We start from the raw sequence: 19,570 nt of genomic DNA, 5'->3' as shown, positions 1-19,570 counted from the left end.
CTCCAGTGCGAGCACAGTGCGGGCGGATTCAGCGGACGGGGACACCGAGCAGCGGCCAGAGCGTGACGGCGAAGAGCAGGACGAGCGCGGCGGTCAGCGGGGCCAGTACCGCGGAGAGGCGCAGCAGGTCGCGCGGGGTGTAGGTCGGGGTGCCCGGGATGTCGGCGAAGAGGGTGACCGGCTTGGCCGAAGCGGGCAGCGTGTGACAGAACCCCGCCGCCGCCGTGGAGGCCAGGGCCGCGGCGACCGGATTGACGCCCGCGCCGGCCGCCGCGGCGACGACCAGCGGGACCAGGACGGACGACCGGGCCGAGCGGGACTGCAGGACCAGGTGCGCGGCCGTGCTCAGACAGACGACCACGGCGAGGAACAGCCACGGGGGCACGTCCAGGGGCAGGCCGCCGACCAGCCACTTCGCCGCCCCGGAGTCGGCCAGCGCGACGCCCATCGCCATCGTCGCGGCCATGAAGAGGAGCAGCGCCCAGGGCACCGTCTTCAGGGCGTCCTTGAGGCGTACGGTGCCCAGGGCGGGGGAGGCGGCCACGATGGCGCCGATCAGCGCGACGACGGCGGGCGGCACCTGGTGCAGCGGCTCGCTGCACCAGAGCGCGACGACGGTGGCGAGCAGCAGGGCGCAGCGCGTCTCGGCGGGCTCCCAGGGTCCTGAGACCGGCTGCTCGCTGTGGGCCTGGAGCTGTTCGACGGTGATGCGCACCGGGCCCGCGCGGTCCGCGCGCCGCGTGGTCGTCAACAGCACGGCCTCGGCGGCCAGGTGGGACGAGGCGACGGCGAGCGGCAGGCCGAGCAGCAGCCACTGGGTGAAGCCGATGCGGTCACCGGTGGCCTCCCAGAGCACCGACACGGTGATCAGGTGGGCGCCCGCGCCGATCAGCGTCGCGACCGCCGAGAGCAGGATGACGGTGGGGAAGAGCAGCGCGAGCATCACGACCAGGCGCCTTCGGTCGGCGAGGACCTTGGCGAGGGCGAGGAAGACGGGCAGCGCGAGCGCGGCGCGCCCCGAGGTGGCGGGCACCGCGAACGCCGTCACGACCAGCGCGGCGGTCGTCAGGTGCGTCAACTGCCGTACGCTGCGGGCCCCGCTGACCAGGAAGGCCGCCGCCCGCCCCGCGAGCCCGCTGCGCGCCACGGCGGCGGCGAGCACGAAGGCGCAGATCAGCAGCCACACCGTCTCGTCCCCGAGGGTGCCGAAGAGGGTGTCGCTGCTGATCACGCCGGTCGCGGTGAGGGCGAGCCCCGCGCCGAGCGCGATGTAGGTGTCGTCGATCGGCGTGCCGACCCAGGCGCAGGTCGCGACGGCGAAGACGGCGAGCGTGAAGCGGGCGTCGCCGCCGAGTCCCGGGAAGTTGCCGGGGACCACGAGCAGCGCGCAGACGCTGAGGGCGACGCACAGGGTGATGGCTCGACGGGGGGTCAGGGTCACGGTGTTCAGCGTGCCGCTGTGCCGTGAGCCCTCAATGAGCCGCACATGAAAGGAACTTCACCGGGCCGCGGCGGAACGCCCCGTCCTCACCCCGCGTCCGGCAGCCGGTATCCCATCCCGCGCACCGTCTCCACCCGCTCGGCGCCCAGCTTCTTGCGCAGCGCGCGCACGTACACGTCCACGATGTTGGAGCCGGGGTCGAAGTCGTACCCCCACACGTGGGAGAGGATCTGCTCGCGCGAGAGCACCTGCCCGGGGTGGCGCAGGAACAGCTCGAGGAGGACGAACTCACGGGCCGTCAGGTCCACCGTGCGGTCGCTTGAACGCGCCCTGCGGGTCCGCAGGTCCAGGGTCAGCTCACCGCTGCGCAGCACCGTCACCTCCGGCGCCCACGCCGCTGTACGCAGGCGCAGCCGCACCCGGGCGAGCAGCTCCTCGAAGCGGAACGGCTTGGTCATCCAGTCGTCGGCGCCGCCCTCCAGGCCCGCGACGGTGTCCCGTACCGAGTCACGGGCGGTCAGCACGATGACGGGCGTGCTCACCCGGGCCTCGCGGAGCTGCCGCAGGACGGTGAAGCCGTCCTTGCCCGGCAGCCCGATGTCCAGGACGACCAGGTCGAAGCCCCCGGTCAGGGCGTAGTCGTGGGCGCTGTCGCCGTCGCCGACCACGGTGGTGGTGAAGCCGTTGGCGCGCAGGCCCTTCTCGACGAAGGAGGCGATGCGCTCCTCGTCCTCGACGATCAGTACGCGGTTCACGGGCGGGCCGTCCCTTCCTGTGGTGGCTGCATGAGGACGAAGGTGGCGCCGCCGCCGTCCGTGGGGCGCAGTTCGACGCGCCCGCCGTGGCCTTCGGCGATGGCCTTCACGATGGCGAGGCCGAGCCCCGCCCCGGTGGAGCGCGAGCCGCGCCGTGCGGTGCCGCGGCGGAACCGCTCGAAGATCACGGCCGCGTCCTGCGGCTGCACCCCGGGCCCGCTGTCCGCGACGTACAGCTCGATGTGCCCGTCGCGCAGCCGCGAGCCGATGCCGACGCGCTGTCCGGGCACGGTGTGCTGGACGGCGTTCTGGGCGAGCTGGACCATGGCCTGGGTGATGCGCTGGGCGTCGAGCCGGGCCTCGGCGTCGGCGACCTCGGCGAGGTGCCAGTCCCGCTCGCCGAGCGCCCTGGCCTTGACGAAGACGTCCGCCGTCAGCTCGGCGAGCTGGACGGGCCCCGGGGTGACGAAGTCGGGCCGCTCGGCCTTGGTGAGCAGGAGCAGGTCCTCCACCATGCGGCTCATCCGGTCCAGTTCCTCCGTGACGATGCGGACCGTCTCCTCGCGCTCGGCGGCGTTCTCGGTGGCGGTGTCCATCAGCTCCAGGTGGCCGCGGACGATGGTGATGGGGGTGCGCAGCTCGTGGCCCGCGTCGTCGACGAACTCCCGCTGGGCGGCGAAGGCCCGCTCAAGGCGGTCCAGCATGCCGTTGAAGGTCTCCGCGAGGGCCGCCACGTCGTCGTGGCCCTGCACGGGGATGCGCTGGGTGAGGTCCTGCTCGGTGAGTTGCGCGGCGGTGGCCCGCACGAGCCTGACCGGTTTGAGGATGCGCCCGGCGACGACCCAGCCGATGCCCGTCGTCATCAGGAGCGCGACCCCGGAGGTGGCGAGCAGCATGGTGAACACGCCGTTGGCCTTGGCCCGTTCCCCCGCCGGGTGGAAGGCGACCACGAAGGCCGCCTCCGGGTGCGCGGGGCCCGACTCGATCACCGCCTTCGCCCAGCGGACCTCGCCGCCCGGCCTGTCCAGGGTGCCGGTGGCGTCGGGGGAGTCGAAGACGGCCTTCAGCGAGGCCGGGTCGTCGGCGAGCGGGTGGTCGATCCGCGGCTCCCGGGACTGCTCCTTCTTGGCGGGGCCCCGGCCCTGCCGGCCGATGAGGCCGAGCAGTTCCTCGTCGGGGTCGGCGTACTGCCGTGACAGGAAGAGCCGCAGCAGCGGATCGGGGTCGGTGAACGGCTCGCCCGTGTGCGGATCGACCCCTTCGTGTACGAAGTTGGTGAACTCCCGGGTCTCCTGGGCCAGGAGGCGGTCGACGCGGTGGTCGACCTCGCGGAGCAGGACCGAGCGCGTGGTGGCGGCCACCGCGGTCAGCGCGACGGCCATCACCACGAGCAGCCACAGCAGGATGCGGACCCGGGCGGATATCCGGCGGCGCGGGGGCTCAGCCGTCGTCACCGGGGCCGTCGTCGTCGTTGTCGCCCCGGCCCGCGTCGTCGTCCGCGTCGTCGTTGTCATCGCCGGTGGGTCCGTCATCGCCGGTGGGTCCGTCGTCGCCCGTGGGCCCGTCGTCGTCCGGGGCGTTCTCGCCGACCGGCGGCGGGGGCACCGTCTCGTCGCTCGGGGTGGGCCGTGCGGTGGTGGGTGTGGCGGAGGGGGAGCCGCTCTGGAGCTCGACCTTGGGCGGAGCCTTGGGGGGTGCGGGGCTGTCCGTGAGGAGGTAGCTGGTCACGGCGATACCGAGCGGTATCGCCACGACGGCTGCCAGGGCCGCCATGCGCTGGGAGAAGACCATGCCCGTGATGATGGACGGCGTACCGCCGGATCCGGATGAGCCACGGATGAGGAAACCTTCATGAAGGCCCGGGCCCGGCGCGTGCCTAGGAGTCGAGGCCGATCGCGAACGCCGCTTCCAGGTCGTGCTGGGAGTACGTGCGGAACGCGACGTGCGTGTCCGTCCCCTCGACGCCGGGGATCTTGCTGATCCGGCCGGGGATGACGTCCGCGAGGTCGTCGTGGCGCGGCACCCGCACCATCGCGATCAGGTCGTAGGTGCCGGTGACGGAGAAGACCTCGCTGACCGAGTCGAGCGCGGCGATCGACTCGGCGATCTCCGGGATCCGGTCCACGCTGGTCTTGATGAGCACGATCGCGGTGATCACGGCTGACTGTCTCCCTCGATGGCCGGTGCGGTGCCTTTCACCTTAGCCCTCCGCAGGCACCACACCCACGCGTGGAGGAACCCCAGCGAGAAGCCCACCAGGTGTGCCAGGTACGCCACCCCGGTGCCCTGGCCGTCCCGCCCCGCCGCCAGCCACTGGAGGGCCACCCAGAACGGCAGCACCAGCCAGGCGGGGAAGCGCAGCGGCAGGAAGAAGAGGAACGGATAGATGCTGGTGACGCGCGCTTTCGGGAAGAGGTAGAGGAAGGCGCCGAGGACGGCGGAGATCGCCCCCGAGGCCCCGACGAGCGTCTGCTGGGAGTCCGCGTGCGCCACCGCGTACGAGAGCAGCGCGAGATAGCCGCAGCCGACGTAGAAGAGCGCGTACCGCAGGCGCCCCATGCGTTCCTCCACCATCGCCCCGAAGACGAACAGGAAGAGCATGTTGCCGAGCAGATGGACCCAGCTCCCGTGCACGAACAGAGCCGTGAACGGGCCGAGCGCGGCGCTCGGCACGCCGCTGAAGAGTTCGGCGGGCACCACCCCCCACCGCTCGAAATAGGCCTGCTGCGCGCCGAGCAGTTCGTTGCCGCGGCCGTAGCCGTGGTTGAGCCCGGAGACCGGGGAGACGGCGAAGACCAGGCAGCAGACGGCGATCAGTCCGTACGTCACCGGGGCGGACCGGTCGCCGGACAGCCGGCTCGCCCTCGTACTCCATGCGTGGATCATGAACAGAGCATGACGTAACGGGCGCTACCCGCACAGACCGCCATGCCGGGGCGGACGCCGCCGCATGGTGCCCCTTACAGGCCTTAAGGTTGCGGGCAATACGCACCACGGAAACCCGGACGAGTGCCACGCCACCGAGGAAAGCGATCAGCCACGATGACGGTTCCCCTGCCGACCGCCACCACCCGGTGGCGCTGCAAGCTGTGCGGCAACCTCACACGCTTCGACGTGACCCGCAGCTCGAAGGTCGTCGAGTATGTGCACCTCGACCTCGCCGGTGAGTCGAACGTCGAAGAACGCGAGGTGGTCAGTGAGACCATCGAGTCGGTCCGCTGCCGCTGGTGCAACGCTGTGGATCAGGTCGAACTGGTGGACAGGCCGGGCACCGGCTCCTGAGGGAGCGGGGCCCGCACGGCAAGTGGGGTGACGGATGGTGGAGAGCGCAGGCGGGGAGCCGGACGACGGCACCGCTGAGGTGCTCGACCGTCCGCTGCCGGACGGCGTGCGGCGACGTGTCGTCCGGCTCGTCTCGGACGGCTTCGGCGGCCTGACCATGGCCGAGCTCCCCGCACAGCTCAGACAGTACGCCCGCTTCACCCCCACCCGGCGCGCGAAGTTCGCGGGCAACGCCATGGCGGCCGCCCTGGAGAGCGACACCCTCTTCCGGCAGCGCATCGGCGAACGGCTCAGGGAGGCCCAGGCCGAGCTGGCCGGCGCCCTGGACGCGGGCACCCCGCCCCCGGCCGCCGACCCCCTGGACGTGGCGGCGGCGGCCTATGTGCTGCGCCCCGCCGGCTGGGTCAAGCTGGTGACCGCCGCGGGCGAGGAGGCCCAGCGGGCCGACGCCGAGCGCGTGGACGACGAGACCAGGGCCGAGCTCGACCGGCTGCGCGCGGAGCTCGCCGCGGCCCGGGCCCAGACCAAGGCGGAGACCGAGCGGCTGCGCGCCGAGCTGGAAGCGGTGCGCAGGGAGGCCGAATCCGTGCACCGCAAGCTGCGCGGGGCGCTCAGTGACGTCAAGCGCGGCGAGGCCGCGCTGCGCAAGGCCCTCGCGCAGACCGAGGCCGTCCGCGCCGAGGGCCAGGCCCAGGTGTCCGCCGCCGAGAGCGAGACCCGGCGGCTCAAGGCGCGGCTCGGCGAGACCGAGGCCGCCCTCGAGGCCAGCCGCAGGGCGGCGCGCGAGGGGCGCAGCGTCGAGGACATGCGGGTGCGGCTGCTGCTCGACACGGTCCTCGACGCGGCCCAGGGGCTGCGGCGCGAACTGGCGCTGCCGCCCGTCTCCGTACGCCCGGCGGAGACCGTGGACGCCGTCGAGCCGGGGCGGATGTCGCCCAAGGACATCGCGGCCCGCGCCCTGTCCGAGAACGACCCGGCGATCCTGGACCAGCTCCTCGCCCTGCCGCAGGCGCACCTGGTCGTCGACGGCTACAACGTCACCAAGACCGGTTATCCGACCATGCCCCTGGAGAAGCAGCGGCTGCGTCTCCTCGGCTCGCTCTCGCAGCTCGCCCTCCAGTCGGGCGCCGAGGTGACCTGCGTCTTCGACGGGGCCGAGCTGGCCGCTCCGGTGCTGCTCGCGCCGCCGCGCGGGGTCCGGGTGCTCTTCTCCAAGCCGGGCGTGACCGCCGATGAGCTGATCCGTCAGCTCGTGCGCGCGGAGCCGCCGGGCAGGCCCGTGGTCGTCGTGTCGACCGACCGCGAGGTGGCCGACGGAATCGCCAAGGCCGGTGCGCGGCCGGTGGCTTCGGTGGTGCTCCTGAAGCGGCTTTCGCGGGGTTAAAGGGGCTTCCCGCAACTCCTGGGTCCTATGCCCGAATTGACGGCTCCGGAGCGTGACGGAAGGTCAGAAGATCATTACGGGCTGTGCGTCCTCGGTAAAATATGCGCCTCGCAACCGATTTTCTGCCCCAGTAATTTGAACTGATCACAAGAAGGTCACTAGGGTCTCGCCTCGAACCCTCGCTCAGTTGATCACCCACTCGGGGTGACGGCGGTGGTACCCGCCCACCGGGTCTTCGGTAGGCGGCTGGAGGAAGAAGGAGCCGCCCGCGTGGCGTCCCACCGTCGTCCCAAGCAGCCGAGCCGCACCCGCGTGACCGTGCTCACCGCGACCGCCGCCGCTGCCGTGGCCCTCACCTCGCAGGGCGCCGCCCAGGCCGCGCCGAAGCCGAGCAAGGACGAGGTCAAGTCCAAGGTCGACAAGCTCTACGAGGACGCGGAGCGGGCCACCGACAAGTACAACGGGGCCAAGGAGAAGCAGGAGAAGCTGGAGAAGCAGATCGACGCTCTCCAGGACAAGGTCGCCGACGGCCAGGGAGAGCTCAACGAGCTGCGGGACGGCCTCGGTTCGATGGCCAGCGCGCAGTACCGCTCCGGCGGCATCGACCCCTCCCTTCAGCTCTTCCTCTCCTCCGACCCGGACAACTACCTCGACAAGGCGTCCACGCTCGACCAGCTCAGCAGCCAGCAGGTCGACGCGCTCCAGAAGATCCAGAAGAAGCAGCGGGACCTCGCGCAGAAGCGCAAGGAGGCCGCGGGCAAGCTCGACGACCTCGCGGACACCCGCGAGGAGCTCGGCAAGAAGAAGAAGGAAGTCCAGGGCAAGCTCGGCGAGGCGCAGAAGATCCTCAACACGCTGACCGCCGAGGAGAAGGCGGACCTGGCGGCCAAGGAGCAGAAGCGCGCCAGCCGCGCCGCCGACCAGCGCGCCGACCTCGGCGACGAGGCCCCCGCCTCCGGCCGTGGTGCCGCCGCCCTGAACGCCGCGGCCACGCAGATCGGCAAGCCGTACGTCTCCGGCGGCACCGGCCCCAACTCCTACGACTGCTCCGGGCTCACCCAGTGGGCGTTCGCGCAGGCCGGTGTCTCCATCACCCGGACCACGTACACCCAGCAGAACGACGGCACGAGGATCGGCCGCGGCGAGCTGAAGCCCGGTGACCTGGTCTTCTTCAACAACCTCGCGCACGTCGGCTTCTACGCCGGCAACGGTCAGGTCCTGCACGCCCCGAAGCCGGGCGCCAACGTCCGCTACGAGTCGATGTCCTACCTCGGCACCTTCCAGTTCGGCGTCCGCGTCTGAACCACGGAGCCCCGCTCCACCTGACGTCACCGGCCCCCCGGAACCGCCCAAACGGGCGAATTACGGCAACTCCCGCTGACCCCGCGCCCCGTTGATGACCTGCGTCTGAGGCGGGGCGCCGGGCTGTCCGCACCCATCCGGGGCGTTGGCCCCTGTCTGGTCGCACGGCTACTGTCGGCGCGCATTCCCCCGGAGAGCCGGGGGTCGTCCAGCGGAAGGGAGAGCGGCGCCAAGTGGGGTCACACCGCCGTCCCGCAGAGCCCGGCACCGACCGGAGCACGCGCGTCACCGTCATCTCCGCGGCAGCGGCCACGGCCGCCGCCGCCCTGGCCGCCGCACCTGCGGGCGCCGCCCCGCAGGACAGGCCCTCCGACACCCGGGCCAAGGTCGACCGGCTCTACGAGGAGGCCGAGCGGGCCACCGAGGCGTACAACGACGCCGACGAGCGCACGGACAAGCTGCGGACGCAGGTGAAGCGGGCCAAGGACAGCGTCGCCCGTGGCCAGGCGCGCATCAACCTGATGCGCGGCGCGCTCGGCGCGCTCGCCCAGGAGCAGTACCGCGAGGGCGGCATCGGCCCCGCCCTTCAGCTCATGCTCTCCTCCGACCCCGACGGCTACCTCGACCGGGCCTCGGTCCTCGACCGCGTCACCCTCCGGCACACCGGTGAACTCACCGATCTCCAGAAGGCCCAGCGCGGCCTCGCCAGGGAGCGCGCCGAGGCCGGACGCAAGCTCGCCGCGCTGGAGCGGAGCCGCACCGTCGTCGCCCGCCACAAGCGCACCGTCGAACACAAGCTCGCCAAGGCGAGGCGGCTGCTCAACTCGCTCACCGGCAAGGAGCGCGACGCGTACGACAGGTCCTCGCGCTCCGGCGGCCGCGCCGGGCTCGTGGAGCCCGGGGGCGCCGCGTCGCCGCGCGCCGCGGCCGCCCTGGCCGCCGCCAGGTCCGCGGTCGGCCGCCCGTACGTGTGGGGGGCCAACGGGCCGAGCGGCTTCGACTGTTCGGGCCTCACGCAGTGGTCGTACGCCCAGGCCGGGGTCGGGCTGCCGCGCACCTCGCAGGCGCAGCGGTACGCAGGACGGCAGGTCTCCCTCGCCGAGGCGAAACCCGGCGACCTCGTCGCCTACCGCGACGACGCGAGCCACATCGGGATGTACGCAGGCAACGGCCAGGTCGTGCACGCCCCCTACCCCGGGGCGCCGGTCCGCTACGACCCGGTCGGCATGATGCCGGTCTCCTCCGTGACCCGGATCTGACCGGCCGCCCGCGCGGGCCGCCCCGTACGATCGGGAAGGTGGCTGGTCACGGGCGTAGGTCGGGGACGGTGGCGCTGTGCGTCGCGCTCTGCCTCGCCGTGCTCGCCGGATGCGGCGGCGACCCGGTCCCCGACTCCGCCGCGGGCGACGTGCGCAGGCTCCTGGAGCGCCGGGCACACGCCGTACTGGAACGGGACGAGAAGGCGTACGACCGCACCGAGCGGAGCGCGGCGGGCAAGCGCGCTCCCGCGGACCTCTTCGCCAACGTCCGCGACGTGCCGCTCGACGCGTGGGAGTACCGCCTGACCGGCCTGGACCGCTCGGGCGCCAAGGCCACCGCGCGCGCCGAACTCAGCTACCGCGTCAAGGGCTACGACCGCGCCCCGCACACCGCCGCGCGCACGCTCGCCCTGGAGCGGCACGGCGGACGGTGGTACGTCACCTCGGAGCGGCCCGCGCGGAAGGCGGGCCAGCAGCTCTGGGACCAGGGGCGGGTGCGGGCCGAGCGGGGCAGGCACAGCCTCGTCCTGGGGGTGGGGCAGAGCGCGGCGGAACGGCGCGCCTACCGCGACCTCGCCGACCGGGCCGTGCCCGCCGTGAACAAGGCATGGCGGGACAAGTGGCCCGGCAAGGTCGTCGTCCTCGTCCCGCGCACGCTGGACGGCATGGCGGGCCTCCTTGGGGCGCCCGCCGCCGGATACCGGGGGATCGCGGCGGTCACCACCGGCGAGGCCGGCGGCTCAGGGCGGGCCCCCGCCGACCGCGTCATCGTCAACCCCGAGGCGTACGGCGTCCTCGGCAGCTTCGGCAAGCAGGTCGTCCTGACCCACGAGACGGTCCACGTGGCGACCCGCTCCCACACCTCCGAGGCCACCCCGCTCTGGCTCTCCGAGGGCTTCGCGGACTGGGTGGGCTACCGCGGCACGGGACGCACCGCGGCGCAGGCCGCGCCCGAACTGCGGCGCGCGGCACAGCGCGAGCGGCTGCCCGCCACGCTCCCGGACGACGCGGACTTCGGCTTCGGCGGCGGCGCCGAGCGGCTCGCCGAGGCCTACGAGGGCTCGTGGCTGGCCTGCCGGATGATCGCGGAGCGGTGGGGCGAGAAGAGGCTGGTGGAGTTCTACCGGGCCGTGGGCGCCCACGGGAAGCGGGCGGGCGCGGTCGAGGACGCGCTGCGGGACGTGCTGGACGCCACCCAGGAGGAGTTCACGGCGCGCTGGCGCACGTATCTGCGCTCCGAGCTCCGCTGACCGTCCCCCGCACCGGCCGCCGCACCCGGCCACGCGGCTCGGAGACGCCCTGGCGCCACAGGTTCCGGCAGGCGAGCAGGGCCGCCGCGACCAGCAGGCCGTTGCGTACGAGGAGCAGGGCCACGCCCAGCGGATCACTGGCCACCACGTGCGAGAACCAGACAGGGAATTCCAGGAACGTCACGAACGTCGCGAGGAGGACGAGCCGGACAGGGAGCTCCATGCGGCTCGTGCGGAACGCCAGGCAGACGGCGGCGACGCCGACCAGCCACAGCATGTACTGCGGGCTGATCACCCGGCTCGTGGCGGTGAAGAGCAGCACGGCCACGAAGGCGGCGTCCGCGAGCGTGCCCGCCGACCAGGCCCGGGCGCGCAGCCGCCAGACCAGGAGCCAGCCGAGGGCGGCCAGGGTCAGCGCCTGCGCCGCCGTGCTGACCAGCGGGACGTAGGGGCCGAGGAACTCCACCGAGCCGTAGTTGAGCCGGACCTCGCCCCGCCAGCCGAGGTGCCGCCCGACGTGGAAGACGAGGGCGCCGAGCGACTCCACCTCCGTGCCGCGGTCGCGCTGGAACGTGAGGAACGCGAGCGCCCCCGGCATCGCCACCAGGAACGCCAGCGTGACGCCGAGGGACGTGACCGCGGCCGCCGTCCAGGAGCGGCCGGTGGCCCGGCCGCGCGGGACGCCGACGAGCAGCAGCACCGGCCAGACCTTCAGCAGCGCGCCGAACCCCGCCAGCGCCCCCAGCGTGCGCGGATGCCGGGCCCCGGCGAGCAGCGCGGCGACCGCGACGGCGGTGACGAGGATGTCGTAGCGGGCGTACACGGTCGGCCCGAGCAGCGGCACCCCCACGGCCCACACGACGAGGCCGCGCGGCGACTTGCCGGCCCGCCGCCCCGCGTACAGGAGCAGCCCGGACACCACGGCGTCGGCGAGGAAGGCCAGGAAGTAGAAGGCCGAGGAGTAGTCGAGGAAGGACAGCAGGGCGGGGGAGAGGACCGCGAGGGCGGCACCGGGCGGGTACTGCCAGGTGACGTCGTCCAGGGGGAAGGTGCCGGTGCGCAGGATCTCGTACCAGCCCTGGTAGATGACGGAGACGTCACTGGTCACGTCGGGCCCGGGGGCGGTGAGCACATGGAAGACGCAGAGCAGCAGCACGGCCCTGGTGAGGACCCAGAAGATCAGGATGCGCGCCATGCGTGCGCCTCGCCCCTTTGGCCTGTTTCGCGTGTCTGTCCGCCGGGGTCATGATGCCGGGCGGTCCGGGGGAGGGCGAAGAGGCGGGGCCGTGCGCCGCTTCGGTACTGTCGGGCGCGATGCACAAGACCCTGATCGTCACGAACGACTTCCCGCCCAGGCCCGGTGGCATCCAGGCGTTCCTGCACAACATGGCGCTGCGCCTGGACCCCGAGCAGCTCGTCGTCTATGCCTCCACCTGGAAGCGCGGCCGCGAGGGAGCCGAGGCCACCGCCGCCTTCGACGCCGAACAGCCCTTCCGGGTCGTACGCGACCCCACGACGATGCTGCTCCCGACCCCGCGGGTCACCCGGCGCGCGGTCTCGCTCCTGCGGGAACACGGGTGTACGTCGGTGTGGTTCGGGGCGGCGGCGCCGCTGGGGCTCATGGGCTCCGCGCTGCGTAAGGCGGGCGCCACGCGGCTGGTCGCCACCACCCATGGCCACGAGGCAGGCTGGGCGCAGCTTCCCGCCTCGCGGCAACTGCTCCGGCGCATCGGAGAGTCGACGGACACGATCACCTACCTCGGTGAGTACACCCGCTCGCGCGTCGCCGCCGCGCTGACGCCCGCCGCGGCGGGGCGGATGGTGCAACTGCCGCCGGGCGTCGACGAGAAGACCTTCCACCCCGGTTCGGGGGGCGACGCGGTGCGGGCGCGGCTCGGCCTGACGGACCGGCCGGTGGTCGTCTGCGTCTCGCGGCTCGTCCCCCGCAAGGGGCAGGACACACTGATCCTGGCCATGCCCTCGATCCTGGCGCGGTCGCCGGAGGCGGTCCTGCTGATCGTCGGGGGCGGCCCCTACGAGGCGGACCTCCGCAAGCTGGCCGCCGAGACGGGGGTGGCCGCCTCCGTCCGCTTCACCGGGGCGGTGCCGTGGTCGGAACTCCCCGCGCACTACGGAGCAGGCGACGTCTTCGCCATGCCGTGCAGGACGCGGCGGGGCGGTCTGGACGTGGAGGGCCTGGGCATCGTCTATCTGGAGGCTTCGGCGACGGGCCTGCCGGTGGTCGCCGGCGACTCCGGCGGAGCCCCTGACGCCGTCCTCGACGGCGAAACGGGCTGGGTCGTCCGGGGCGGCGCCCCCTCGGAGGCGGCGGACCGCATCGCCACGCTCCTGGCGGACCCGGAGCTCCGCTCCCGCATGGGCTCGCGGGGGCGCGCCTGGGTGGAGGAACGCTGGCGCTGGGACCTCTTGGCAGAGAGACTGCGGGACCTTCTCTAGCGCCTACTGACGTGCCGCCTGGGGCTTGTTGGCGACTGCCTGCCGTCGTGGGCTCGTCGCGCAGTTCCCCGCGCCCCTGAGCCAGGCCCTGAGCAGCGCCCCGTCAGGGGCGCGGGGAACTGCGCGAGCAACCACGACGAGACCGGGTGTCGCGAAGGGGCAAGGCGCCCCCACGGCGAGTGGGCGGCCTGTCAGGGGCGCGGGGAACTGCGCGAGCAACCACGACGAGACCGAGAGCCGCCAAGAAGACCGGGCCCCCACGGCGAGTGGGCGCAAGGGCCGCCAACGCTACCCGCGGTAAATCGCCTCGATCTCGTCCGCGTAATCCTTCGCCACCACGTTCCGCTTCAGCTTCAGCGACGGAGTCAGATGTCCCGACTCCTCCGTGAACTGCGACGCGAGGACCCGGAACTTCCGGACGGACTCCGCCTTGGAGACCGCCGCGTTGCCGTCGTCCACGGCGCTCTGGATCGCCGCCAGGAGATCCGCGTCGTCACGGAGGGAGGCCGCGGAGGACCCCGCGGGCTTCCCGTGCTCCGCGGCCCACCGCCCGAGGAACTCGTCGTCGACCGTGACGAGCGCACCCACGAAGGGCCGGCCGTCCCCGACGACCATGCACTCGGCGACGAGCGCGTGCGCGCGGATACGGTCCTCGATCACCGCGGGCGCGACGTTCTTGCCGCCCGCCGTCACGATGATCTCCTTCTTGCGGCCGGTGATCCGCAGATACCCGTCCTCGTCGAGCGTGCCGATGTCACCCGTGTGGAACCAGCCGTCCGCGAGAGCCTCTTCCGTGGCGCCCTCGTTGTTCCAGTAGTGCGAGAAGAGGTGCTCCCCGTGGAGGAGGACCTCGCCGTCGTCCGCTATCCGCACGACCGACCCCGGCAGCGGCTGCCCCACCGTGCCGATCTTCTGCCGGTCCCACGGGTTGAACGCCGTGGCCGCGCAGGACTCGGTCAGGCCGTAGCCCTCCAGGACCGTGAAGCCGATGCCGCGGAAGAAGTGGCCGAGGCGCTCGCCGAGCGGGGCGCCGCCGGAGATCGCGTACTCGCCGCGTCCGCCGAGGACGGCCCGCAGCTTGCTGAAGACCAGCCTGTCGAAGACCATGTGCTTGATCTTCAGGCCGATGGACGGGCCCGCGGCGGTGTCCAGCGCGCGGCTGTACGCGATCGCCGTGTCCGCGGCCTTGTCGAAGATCTTGCCCTTGCCGTCGGCCTGCGCCTTGGCGCGCGCCGAGTTGTAGACCTTCTCGAAGACGCGCGGCACGCCGAGGATCATGGTCGGCCGGAAGGAGGCGAGTTCGTCCGTGAGGTTCTTGACGTCCGGCGCGTGGCCCAGCTTGATCGGCGCCATCAGCGCGGCGACCTCGACGAGCCGCCCGAAGACGTGCGCGACGGGCAGGAAGAGCAGGACCGAGCACTCGCCCGTGCGGAACAGGGGCTTGAGGCGCTCCACCACGTTGCCGCACTCCGCGAAGAAGCTGCGGTGGGTGAGGACGCAGCCCTTGGGGCGGCCCGTGGTGCCGGAGGTGTAGACGATGGTGGCCGGGTCGTCGGCGCCGGCGGCGGCACAGCGCTCGTCGACGGTCACGTCCGTCACGTCGGCGCCGGCGCGCCACAGCTCGTCGACGCCGCCCGAGTCGATCTGCCAGACGTGGTCGAGGGCGGGCAGCCCCGCGCGTACGGACTCGACGGCGGCGGCGTGCGTGTCCAGTTCGACGACGCAGGCCACGGCGCCCGAGTCGCCGAGGATCCACTGGATCTGCTCGGCCGAGCTCGTCTCGTACACCGGCACGGTCACCGCGCCCGCGCTCCAGATGGCGAAGTCGAGGAGGGTCCACTCGTAACGGGTGCGGGACATCAGGCCGACGCGGTCGCCCGGACGCACTCCGGAGGCGATGAGGCCCTTGGCGGTGGCGCGGACCTCGGCGAGGAAGGTCTTGGCGTCGACGTCCTGCCAGCGCCCTTCGACCTTGCGGCCGATGACGGCGACATCCGGATGCTGCGCGGCATTTCTGCGGACGATGTCGGTCAGATTGCCGTCCGCAGGGACCTCGTACAGGGCCGGAAGGCTGAACTCGCGCAAGACTGCTGCTCCTACATAGGGCACCGGCGCCACGACGTCGTGTGCTGCGACGGTGCGGTCCAAGATCGGGCAGGTGCTCAGTCGAAGTGGGGGGCCGAGCACTACTGGACTGCCCGGACGTTACCCATGGGTATGGCTTGTTCGGTAGGGGTGCGGGCCCAGATGTTCGGTGCGTCACACGCCGTCGTGGTCTGCGTCGCAGAGTACGCCACCGGCTTCCCGACTTGGAAGTAACCGCAGGTCCGGCCGTGCGACCGGGGCCCCTACCCTCCGCGCGGCGGCCGACCTAGGGTGATCGGCATGCCAGCTTTCCGGGTCAATGTGGTCAGTGACGTGCACGGCAACGCGGAGGCCCTCGCCCGCGCGGGGGAGGGCGCCGACGCGCTGATCTGCCTCGGTGACCTCGTGCTCTTCCTCGACTACGCCGACCACTCGCGCGGCATCTTCCCCGACCTCTTCGGCACGGAGAACGCCTCCCTGCTGGTGGAGCTGCGCACCGCCCGGCGCTTCGACGAGGCCAGGGAGCTGGGCAGGCGGCTCTGGGCGGGCGTCGACCGCGGGCCCGCGATCGAGGCGGCCGTCCGCAAGCAGTACGCGGAACTGTTCGCCGCGTTCCCCACGCCGACGTACGCCACGTACGGGAACGTCGACATACCGGCCCTGTGGCCCGCGTACGCCGGTCCCGGCACCACCGTCCTGGACGGTGAGCGGATCGAGATCGGCGGGCGTGTCTTCGGCTTCGTCGGCGGCGGCCTGCGCACCCCGATGCGCACCCCCTACGAGATCAGCGACGAGGAGTACGCAGCCAAGATCGAGGCGGTCGGCGAGGTGGACGTCCTGTGCACGCACATCCCGCCGGATATGCCCGAACTTCTGTACGACACCGTGGCGCGCCGCTTCGAGCGCGGCAGCCGGGCGCTGCTCGACGCGATCCGCAGGACCCGGCCCAGGTACGCGCTCTTCGGCCACGTCCACCAGCCGCTGGTCCGGCGGATGCGCGTCGGCGCCACGGAGTGCGTGAACGTCGGGCACTTCGCCGGGTCCGGCAGGCCGTGGGCCCTGGAGTGGTGAGCCCGGGGCCGCGGGGTAGCCTTCACGCGGTGGACACCACCTCGGACATCCCCTTGTACCGGACCGCATCTGGAGGAGCCACGGCCATGGCCGAACACACCAGCTCGAGCATCACGATCGAGGCGGCACCGGCCGAGGTCATGGGGGTGATCGCCGACTTCGAGCGGTACCCGGACTGGACGGGCGAGGTGAAGGAGGCCAAGATCCTGGCCACCGACGAGCAGGGCCGCGCCAAGGAGGTCCGCCTCGTCATGGACGCGGGCGCGATCAAGGACGACCAGACGCTCGGCTACACCTGGGCCGGCGACAACGAGGTGAGCTGGACCCTCCTCAAGTCGCAGATGCTGCGCTCGCTGGACGGCTCCTACCTCCTGAAGCCCGCCGGTACCGGCACGCAGGTCACCTACCGGCTGACCGTCGACGTCAAGATCCCCATGCTCGGCATGATCAAGCGCAAGGCCGAGAAGGTCATCATCGACCGGGCCCTCGCGGGCCTGAAGAAGCGCGTGGAGTCCTCCGAGGCCTGAGCGCCGGGCCTGAGCGCCGGAGGGGCTGAATCTCCCGGCCCCCGGGCGCCCTGACGTACCGTTCACTCCTATGCGCACCCTCCTCGTCACCGGTCCCGGCGGCTCCGGGCGGACTACCGTCGCCGCTGCCGCCGCGCTCGCCTCGGCGCGGGCCGGGCGGCGGGTTCTCGTGGTGTCCGCCGACCGCGGTGACACCCTCGGGACGGTCCTCGGCGGGGCGGACGCGCACCCCGGGGTCACCGCGCGGTGCCTCGCCCCCGACGACCGCTTCCGGGACGACCTGCTCGCGTTGCAGGAACGTGCAGCCTCCGCCTTCGACCTGCTCGGCGCCGAGCGGATCGACGGCGACGAGCTGACCCCGCTGCCGGGCAGCGACGAGCTGGCCCTGCTGCGCGCGCTGCGCGACGCCGGGCGGGCGACCGCGTACGACACCGTCGTCGTCGATCTGCCGCCCACCCCCAAGGCCCTCGCCGTCCTCGCCCTGCCGGAACAGCTCCGCCGCTATCTGCGCAGGCTGCTGCCGCCCGAGCGGCAGGCGGCCCGCGCGCTGCGCCCCATGCTGGGCCGTCTCGCGGGCGTCCCCATGCCGGCCGCCTGGCTGTACGAGACCGCCGCCCGCTGGGAGGGCGAACTCGCCGCCGCCCAGGCCGTGATCGAGGACCCCGCCACCACCGTCCGCCTGGTCGCGGAGCCGGGCCCCGCGGGCGCCGACGCCGTCGGCAGGAGCGCCACCGGACTCGCCCTGTACGGGCTGCGCACCGACCTCGTGATCGCCAACCGGGTCCTGCCCGACGCCTCCGCCGACACCTGGCTCGCAGCCCTCCGCGCCCAGCAGGACAAGGCGCTGGCCGAGTGGGAGACCACGTACGACCACGTCCACCGGGTCCGCCATCTCGGGCACGACCCGCGCGGCGCCGACGACCTGGCCGCTCTCGGCGTGCCCGCCCCGGCCGAGGCACCCGCCCCCGCCGAGTGGCCCGTCACCCGTACCACCGACGACGGCGGCGGCGACAGCTACGTATGGCACATCCCGCTCCCCGGCGCCGTGCGCGAGGAACTGGGCCTGGTCCGGCACGGCGACAGCCTCGTCGTCACCGCGGGCCCCTTCCGCCGCGTCCTGACCCTCCCGTCCGCGCTGCGCCGCTGCACCGTCGCGGGCGCCGGTCTCCGCGAGGGCGAGCTGCGGGTGCGCTTCACGCCGGACCCGGCCCTGTGGCCGCGCGCACAGTGAACGGGATGCCGCCATTCGGGTAACGTCGAGTGGTATGAGCGATGCCACGGAGCGCGAAGCCCCCGAAGCCGACGCCGACGCCTGGGAGAAGGCGTGCGCCGAGGATCTGGCCGCGGAGAAGGCCCGCCGCCGCGAGCAGTACGGGCAGCCGCCCGGCTCGGCGGCCGAGGAGCTGCGCAAGCTCGTCGACGCCGTCTCGGAGAAGCTCTCCGGGCTTCAGACGCCGCTGCTCGGCGCGGTCGCCCAGGGCGCCGTCGAGCAGACCCTGAAGCAGGTCGTCAGGGAGGCGAAGGCCGTGGTCGATCCGGTCATCGAGCGCAACCCCGACGTCTTCGACCACCTCGCGGCGGCCGGCTCCGAGCTGCTCGCCGCCTACCGCTCGGCGGCCCGGGGCCAGGAGGGCCGCTGGACCCGCGGTGACACGGGCGGGGCAGCCGACGGCCCGGCGGCAGGCCAGGGCCGCGGCGACGAGGGCTTCTCGGCGGGTGAACACATCGATCTGGACTGACCCCCCTCGGGTACGGTGGGCCGTAGCGGGGCTCGATCGAACTGAGGGATTCATGGGACTCACCATCGGCGTCGACATCGGCGGCACCAAGATCGCGGCCGGAGTGGTCGACGAGGAAGGCAACATCCTCTCGACGTTCAAGGTGCCGACCCCTGGTACTTCCGAGGCCATCGTCGACGCGATCGCCTCCGCGGTGGAGGGCGCGCGGGCCGGGCACGAGATCGTCGGCGTCGGCATCGGCGCCGCGGGCTACGTCAACCGCCAGCGCTCCACGGTCTACTTCGCGCCGAACATCGACTGGCGGCAGGAGCCGCTCAAGGACGAGGTCGAGAAGCGCGTGGGCCTCCCGGTCGTCGTGGAGAACGACGCCAACGCCGCGGCCTGGGGCGAGTACAGGTTCGGCGGCGGCAAGGGCCACCGCAACGTCATCTGCATCACGCTCGGCACCGGCCTCGGCGGCGGCATCATCATCGGCAACAAGCTGCGCCGCGGCCACTTCGGCGTGGCCGCCGAGTTCGGCCACATCCGGATGGTCCCGGACGGCCTGCTCTGCGGCTGCGGCAGCCAGGGCTGCTGGGAGCAGTACGCGTCGGGCCGCGCCCTCGTGCGGTACGCCCGCCAGCGTGCCAACGCGACGCCCGAGCGCGCCGAGTACCTCCTGTCGCTGGGCGACGGCAGCCCCGAGGGCATCGAGGGCAAGCACATCTCGATGGCCGCGCGGCAGGGCGACGCGGTCGCCATCGACTCCTACCGCGAGCTGGCCCGCTGGGCCGGCGCGGGCCTCGCCGACCTGGCGTCGCTCTTCGACCCGTCCGCGTTCATCGTGGGCGGCGGCCTCTCGGACGAGGGCGATCTGGTCCTCGACCCGATCCGCAAGTCCTTCAAGCGCTGGCTCGTCGGTGCGGCCTGGCGTCCGCAGGCCGAGGTCATCGCCGCCCAGCTCGGCAACAAGGCGGGCCTGGTGGGCGCCGCCGACCTGGCGCGGGAGCCCGACCCCGTCATGTGAGCCGCGGTTCGA

Annotated in this window: 19 protein-coding genes; 11 read left to right on the top strand and 8 right to left on the bottom strand. The window is 72.8% G+C overall.

Annotated elements, in window-relative coordinates:
• Positions 1–28: 28 nt before the first annotated feature.
• From ACZ6JY_RS24310 to ACZ6JY_RS24285, 6 genes are all read right to left on the bottom strand, one after another.
• Positions 29–1,441 (bottom strand): SLC13 family permease, encoded by a 1,413-nt coding sequence (locus tag ACZ6JY_RS24310; protein WP_469198692.1) that lies wholly within the window; start codon positions 1,439–1,441, stop codon positions 29–31.
• 86 nt (positions 1,442–1,527) lie between these two features.
• Positions 1,528–2,196, bottom strand: a complete 669-nt coding sequence (locus tag ACZ6JY_RS24305; protein WP_469198690.1) for a response regulator transcription factor — start codon at positions 2,194–2,196, stop codon at positions 1,528–1,530.
• Entirely contained in the window at positions 2,193–3,710 is a 1,518-nt protein-coding gene (locus tag ACZ6JY_RS24300; protein ID WP_469198688.1) for a sensor histidine kinase, read from the bottom strand. The genes ACZ6JY_RS24305 and ACZ6JY_RS24300 overlap by 4 nt, the downstream gene beginning before the upstream one ends.
• Positions 3,637–3,987, bottom strand: coding sequence for a small secreted hydrophilic protein (locus ACZ6JY_RS24295; RefSeq protein ID WP_469198686.1), 351 nt, complete (start codon positions 3,985–3,987; stop codon positions 3,637–3,639). The genes ACZ6JY_RS24300 and ACZ6JY_RS24295 overlap by 74 nt, the downstream gene beginning before the upstream one ends.
• A gap of 85 nt (positions 3,988–4,072) precedes the next feature.
• The gene (locus ACZ6JY_RS24290; RefSeq protein WP_055566223.1) at positions 4,073–4,354 is read right to left on the bottom strand and encodes an Lrp/AsnC family transcriptional regulator; all 282 of its coding nucleotides are present in this window, start codon (positions 4,352–4,354) and stop codon (positions 4,073–4,075) included.
• Positions 4,351–5,082, bottom strand: coding sequence for a rhomboid family intramembrane serine protease (locus tag ACZ6JY_RS24285; RefSeq protein WP_469198684.1), 732 nt, complete (start codon positions 5,080–5,082; stop codon positions 4,351–4,353). The genes ACZ6JY_RS24290 and ACZ6JY_RS24285 overlap by 4 nt, the downstream gene beginning before the upstream one ends.
• A 156-nt stretch (positions 5,083–5,238) precedes the next feature.
• Here ACZ6JY_RS24285 and ACZ6JY_RS24280 point away from each other — a divergent pair, with 156 nt between their 5' ends.
• The 5 genes from ACZ6JY_RS24280 to ACZ6JY_RS24260 all read left to right on the top strand — a co-directional run bounded on the left by ACZ6JY_RS24280 (position 5,239) and on the right by ACZ6JY_RS24260 (position 10,673).
• Positions 5,239–5,478 (top strand): hypothetical protein, encoded by a 240-nt coding sequence (locus ACZ6JY_RS24280; protein ID WP_469198682.1) that lies wholly within the window; start codon positions 5,239–5,241, stop codon positions 5,476–5,478.
• Between the two features lie 34 nt (positions 5,479–5,512).
• Complete coding sequence (locus ACZ6JY_RS24275) at positions 5,513–6,862, top strand: NYN domain-containing protein (RefSeq protein WP_469198680.1); 1,350 nt, start codon at positions 5,513–5,515, stop codon at positions 6,860–6,862.
• Between the two features lie 270 nt (positions 6,863–7,132).
• Positions 7,133–8,164 (top strand): C40 family peptidase, encoded by a 1,032-nt coding sequence (locus ACZ6JY_RS24270; RefSeq protein WP_469198678.1) that lies wholly within the window; start codon positions 7,133–7,135, stop codon positions 8,162–8,164.
• 233 nt (positions 8,165–8,397) lie between these two features.
• Positions 8,398–9,423: a C40 family peptidase gene (locus ACZ6JY_RS24265; RefSeq protein WP_469198676.1), complete on the top strand. Its 1,026-nt coding sequence runs from the start codon at positions 8,398–8,400 to the stop codon at positions 9,421–9,423.
• Positions 9,424–9,461: 38 nt separating this feature from the next.
• Positions 9,462–10,673 (top strand): hypothetical protein, encoded by a 1,212-nt coding sequence (locus ACZ6JY_RS24260; protein ID WP_469198674.1) that lies wholly within the window; start codon positions 9,462–9,464, stop codon positions 10,671–10,673.
• On the opposite strand, the gene ACZ6JY_RS24255 is transcribed toward ACZ6JY_RS24260, so the two are convergent.
• Positions 10,630–11,868, bottom strand: coding sequence for a glycosyltransferase 87 family protein (locus tag ACZ6JY_RS24255; RefSeq protein WP_469198672.1), 1,239 nt, complete (start codon positions 11,866–11,868; stop codon positions 10,630–10,632). The two genes, ACZ6JY_RS24260 and ACZ6JY_RS24255, sit on opposite strands and share 44 nt — an antisense overlap.
• A gap of 119 nt (positions 11,869–11,987) precedes the next feature.
• Between ACZ6JY_RS24255 and ACZ6JY_RS24250 the strand changes: the two genes are divergently transcribed.
• Positions 11,988–13,130 carry a glycosyltransferase family 4 protein gene (locus ACZ6JY_RS24250; protein ID WP_469198670.1) on the top strand — a complete coding sequence of 381 codons (1,143 nt, stop codon included), beginning with the start codon at positions 11,988–11,990 and terminating at the stop codon, positions 13,128–13,130.
• A gap of 288 nt (positions 13,131–13,418) precedes the next feature.
• On the opposite strand, the gene ACZ6JY_RS24245 is transcribed toward ACZ6JY_RS24250, so the two are convergent.
• Complete coding sequence (locus ACZ6JY_RS24245; protein WP_469198668.1) at positions 13,419–15,215, bottom strand: AMP-dependent synthetase/ligase; 1,797 nt, start codon at positions 15,213–15,215, stop codon at positions 13,419–13,421.
• A 321-nt stretch (positions 15,216–15,536) separates the two neighbouring features.
• On the opposite strand from ACZ6JY_RS24245, the gene ACZ6JY_RS24240 reads away from it, so the two are divergent.
• The 5 genes from ACZ6JY_RS24240 (at position 15,537) to ACZ6JY_RS24220 (ending at position 19,558) form a co-directional block, all read left to right on the top strand.
• On the top strand, positions 15,537–16,286 hold the full coding sequence (locus tag ACZ6JY_RS24240; protein WP_469198802.1) for a metallophosphoesterase family protein: 750 nt from the start codon (positions 15,537–15,539) through the stop codon (positions 16,284–16,286).
• Positions 16,287–16,372: 86 nt separating this feature from the next.
• Complete coding sequence (locus tag ACZ6JY_RS24235; RefSeq protein WP_469198666.1) at positions 16,373–16,813, top strand: SRPBCC family protein; 441 nt, start codon at positions 16,373–16,375, stop codon at positions 16,811–16,813.
• Positions 16,814–16,883: 70 nt separating this feature from the next.
• Positions 16,884–18,044 carry an ArsA family ATPase gene (locus ACZ6JY_RS24230; protein ID WP_469198664.1) on the top strand — a complete coding sequence of 387 codons (1,161 nt, stop codon included), beginning with the start codon at positions 16,884–16,886 and terminating at the stop codon, positions 18,042–18,044.
• 34 nt (positions 18,045–18,078) lie between these two features.
• Positions 18,079–18,552 (top strand): DUF5304 domain-containing protein, encoded by a 474-nt coding sequence (locus ACZ6JY_RS24225; RefSeq protein ID WP_469198662.1) that lies wholly within the window; start codon positions 18,079–18,081, stop codon positions 18,550–18,552.
• 52 nt (positions 18,553–18,604) lie between these two features.
• Complete coding sequence (locus ACZ6JY_RS24220) at positions 18,605–19,558, top strand: ROK family glucokinase (protein WP_469198660.1); 954 nt, start codon at positions 18,605–18,607, stop codon at positions 19,556–19,558.
• The last annotated feature ends 12 nt before the right edge of the window (positions 19,559–19,570 follow it).

The sequence above is a fragment of the Streptomyces sp. NPDC046335 genome, assembly GCF_055587985.1.
The sequence above is the reverse complement of the archived record's forward strand: the minus strand, read 5'-3'. Positions and strand labels throughout refer to the sequence as shown.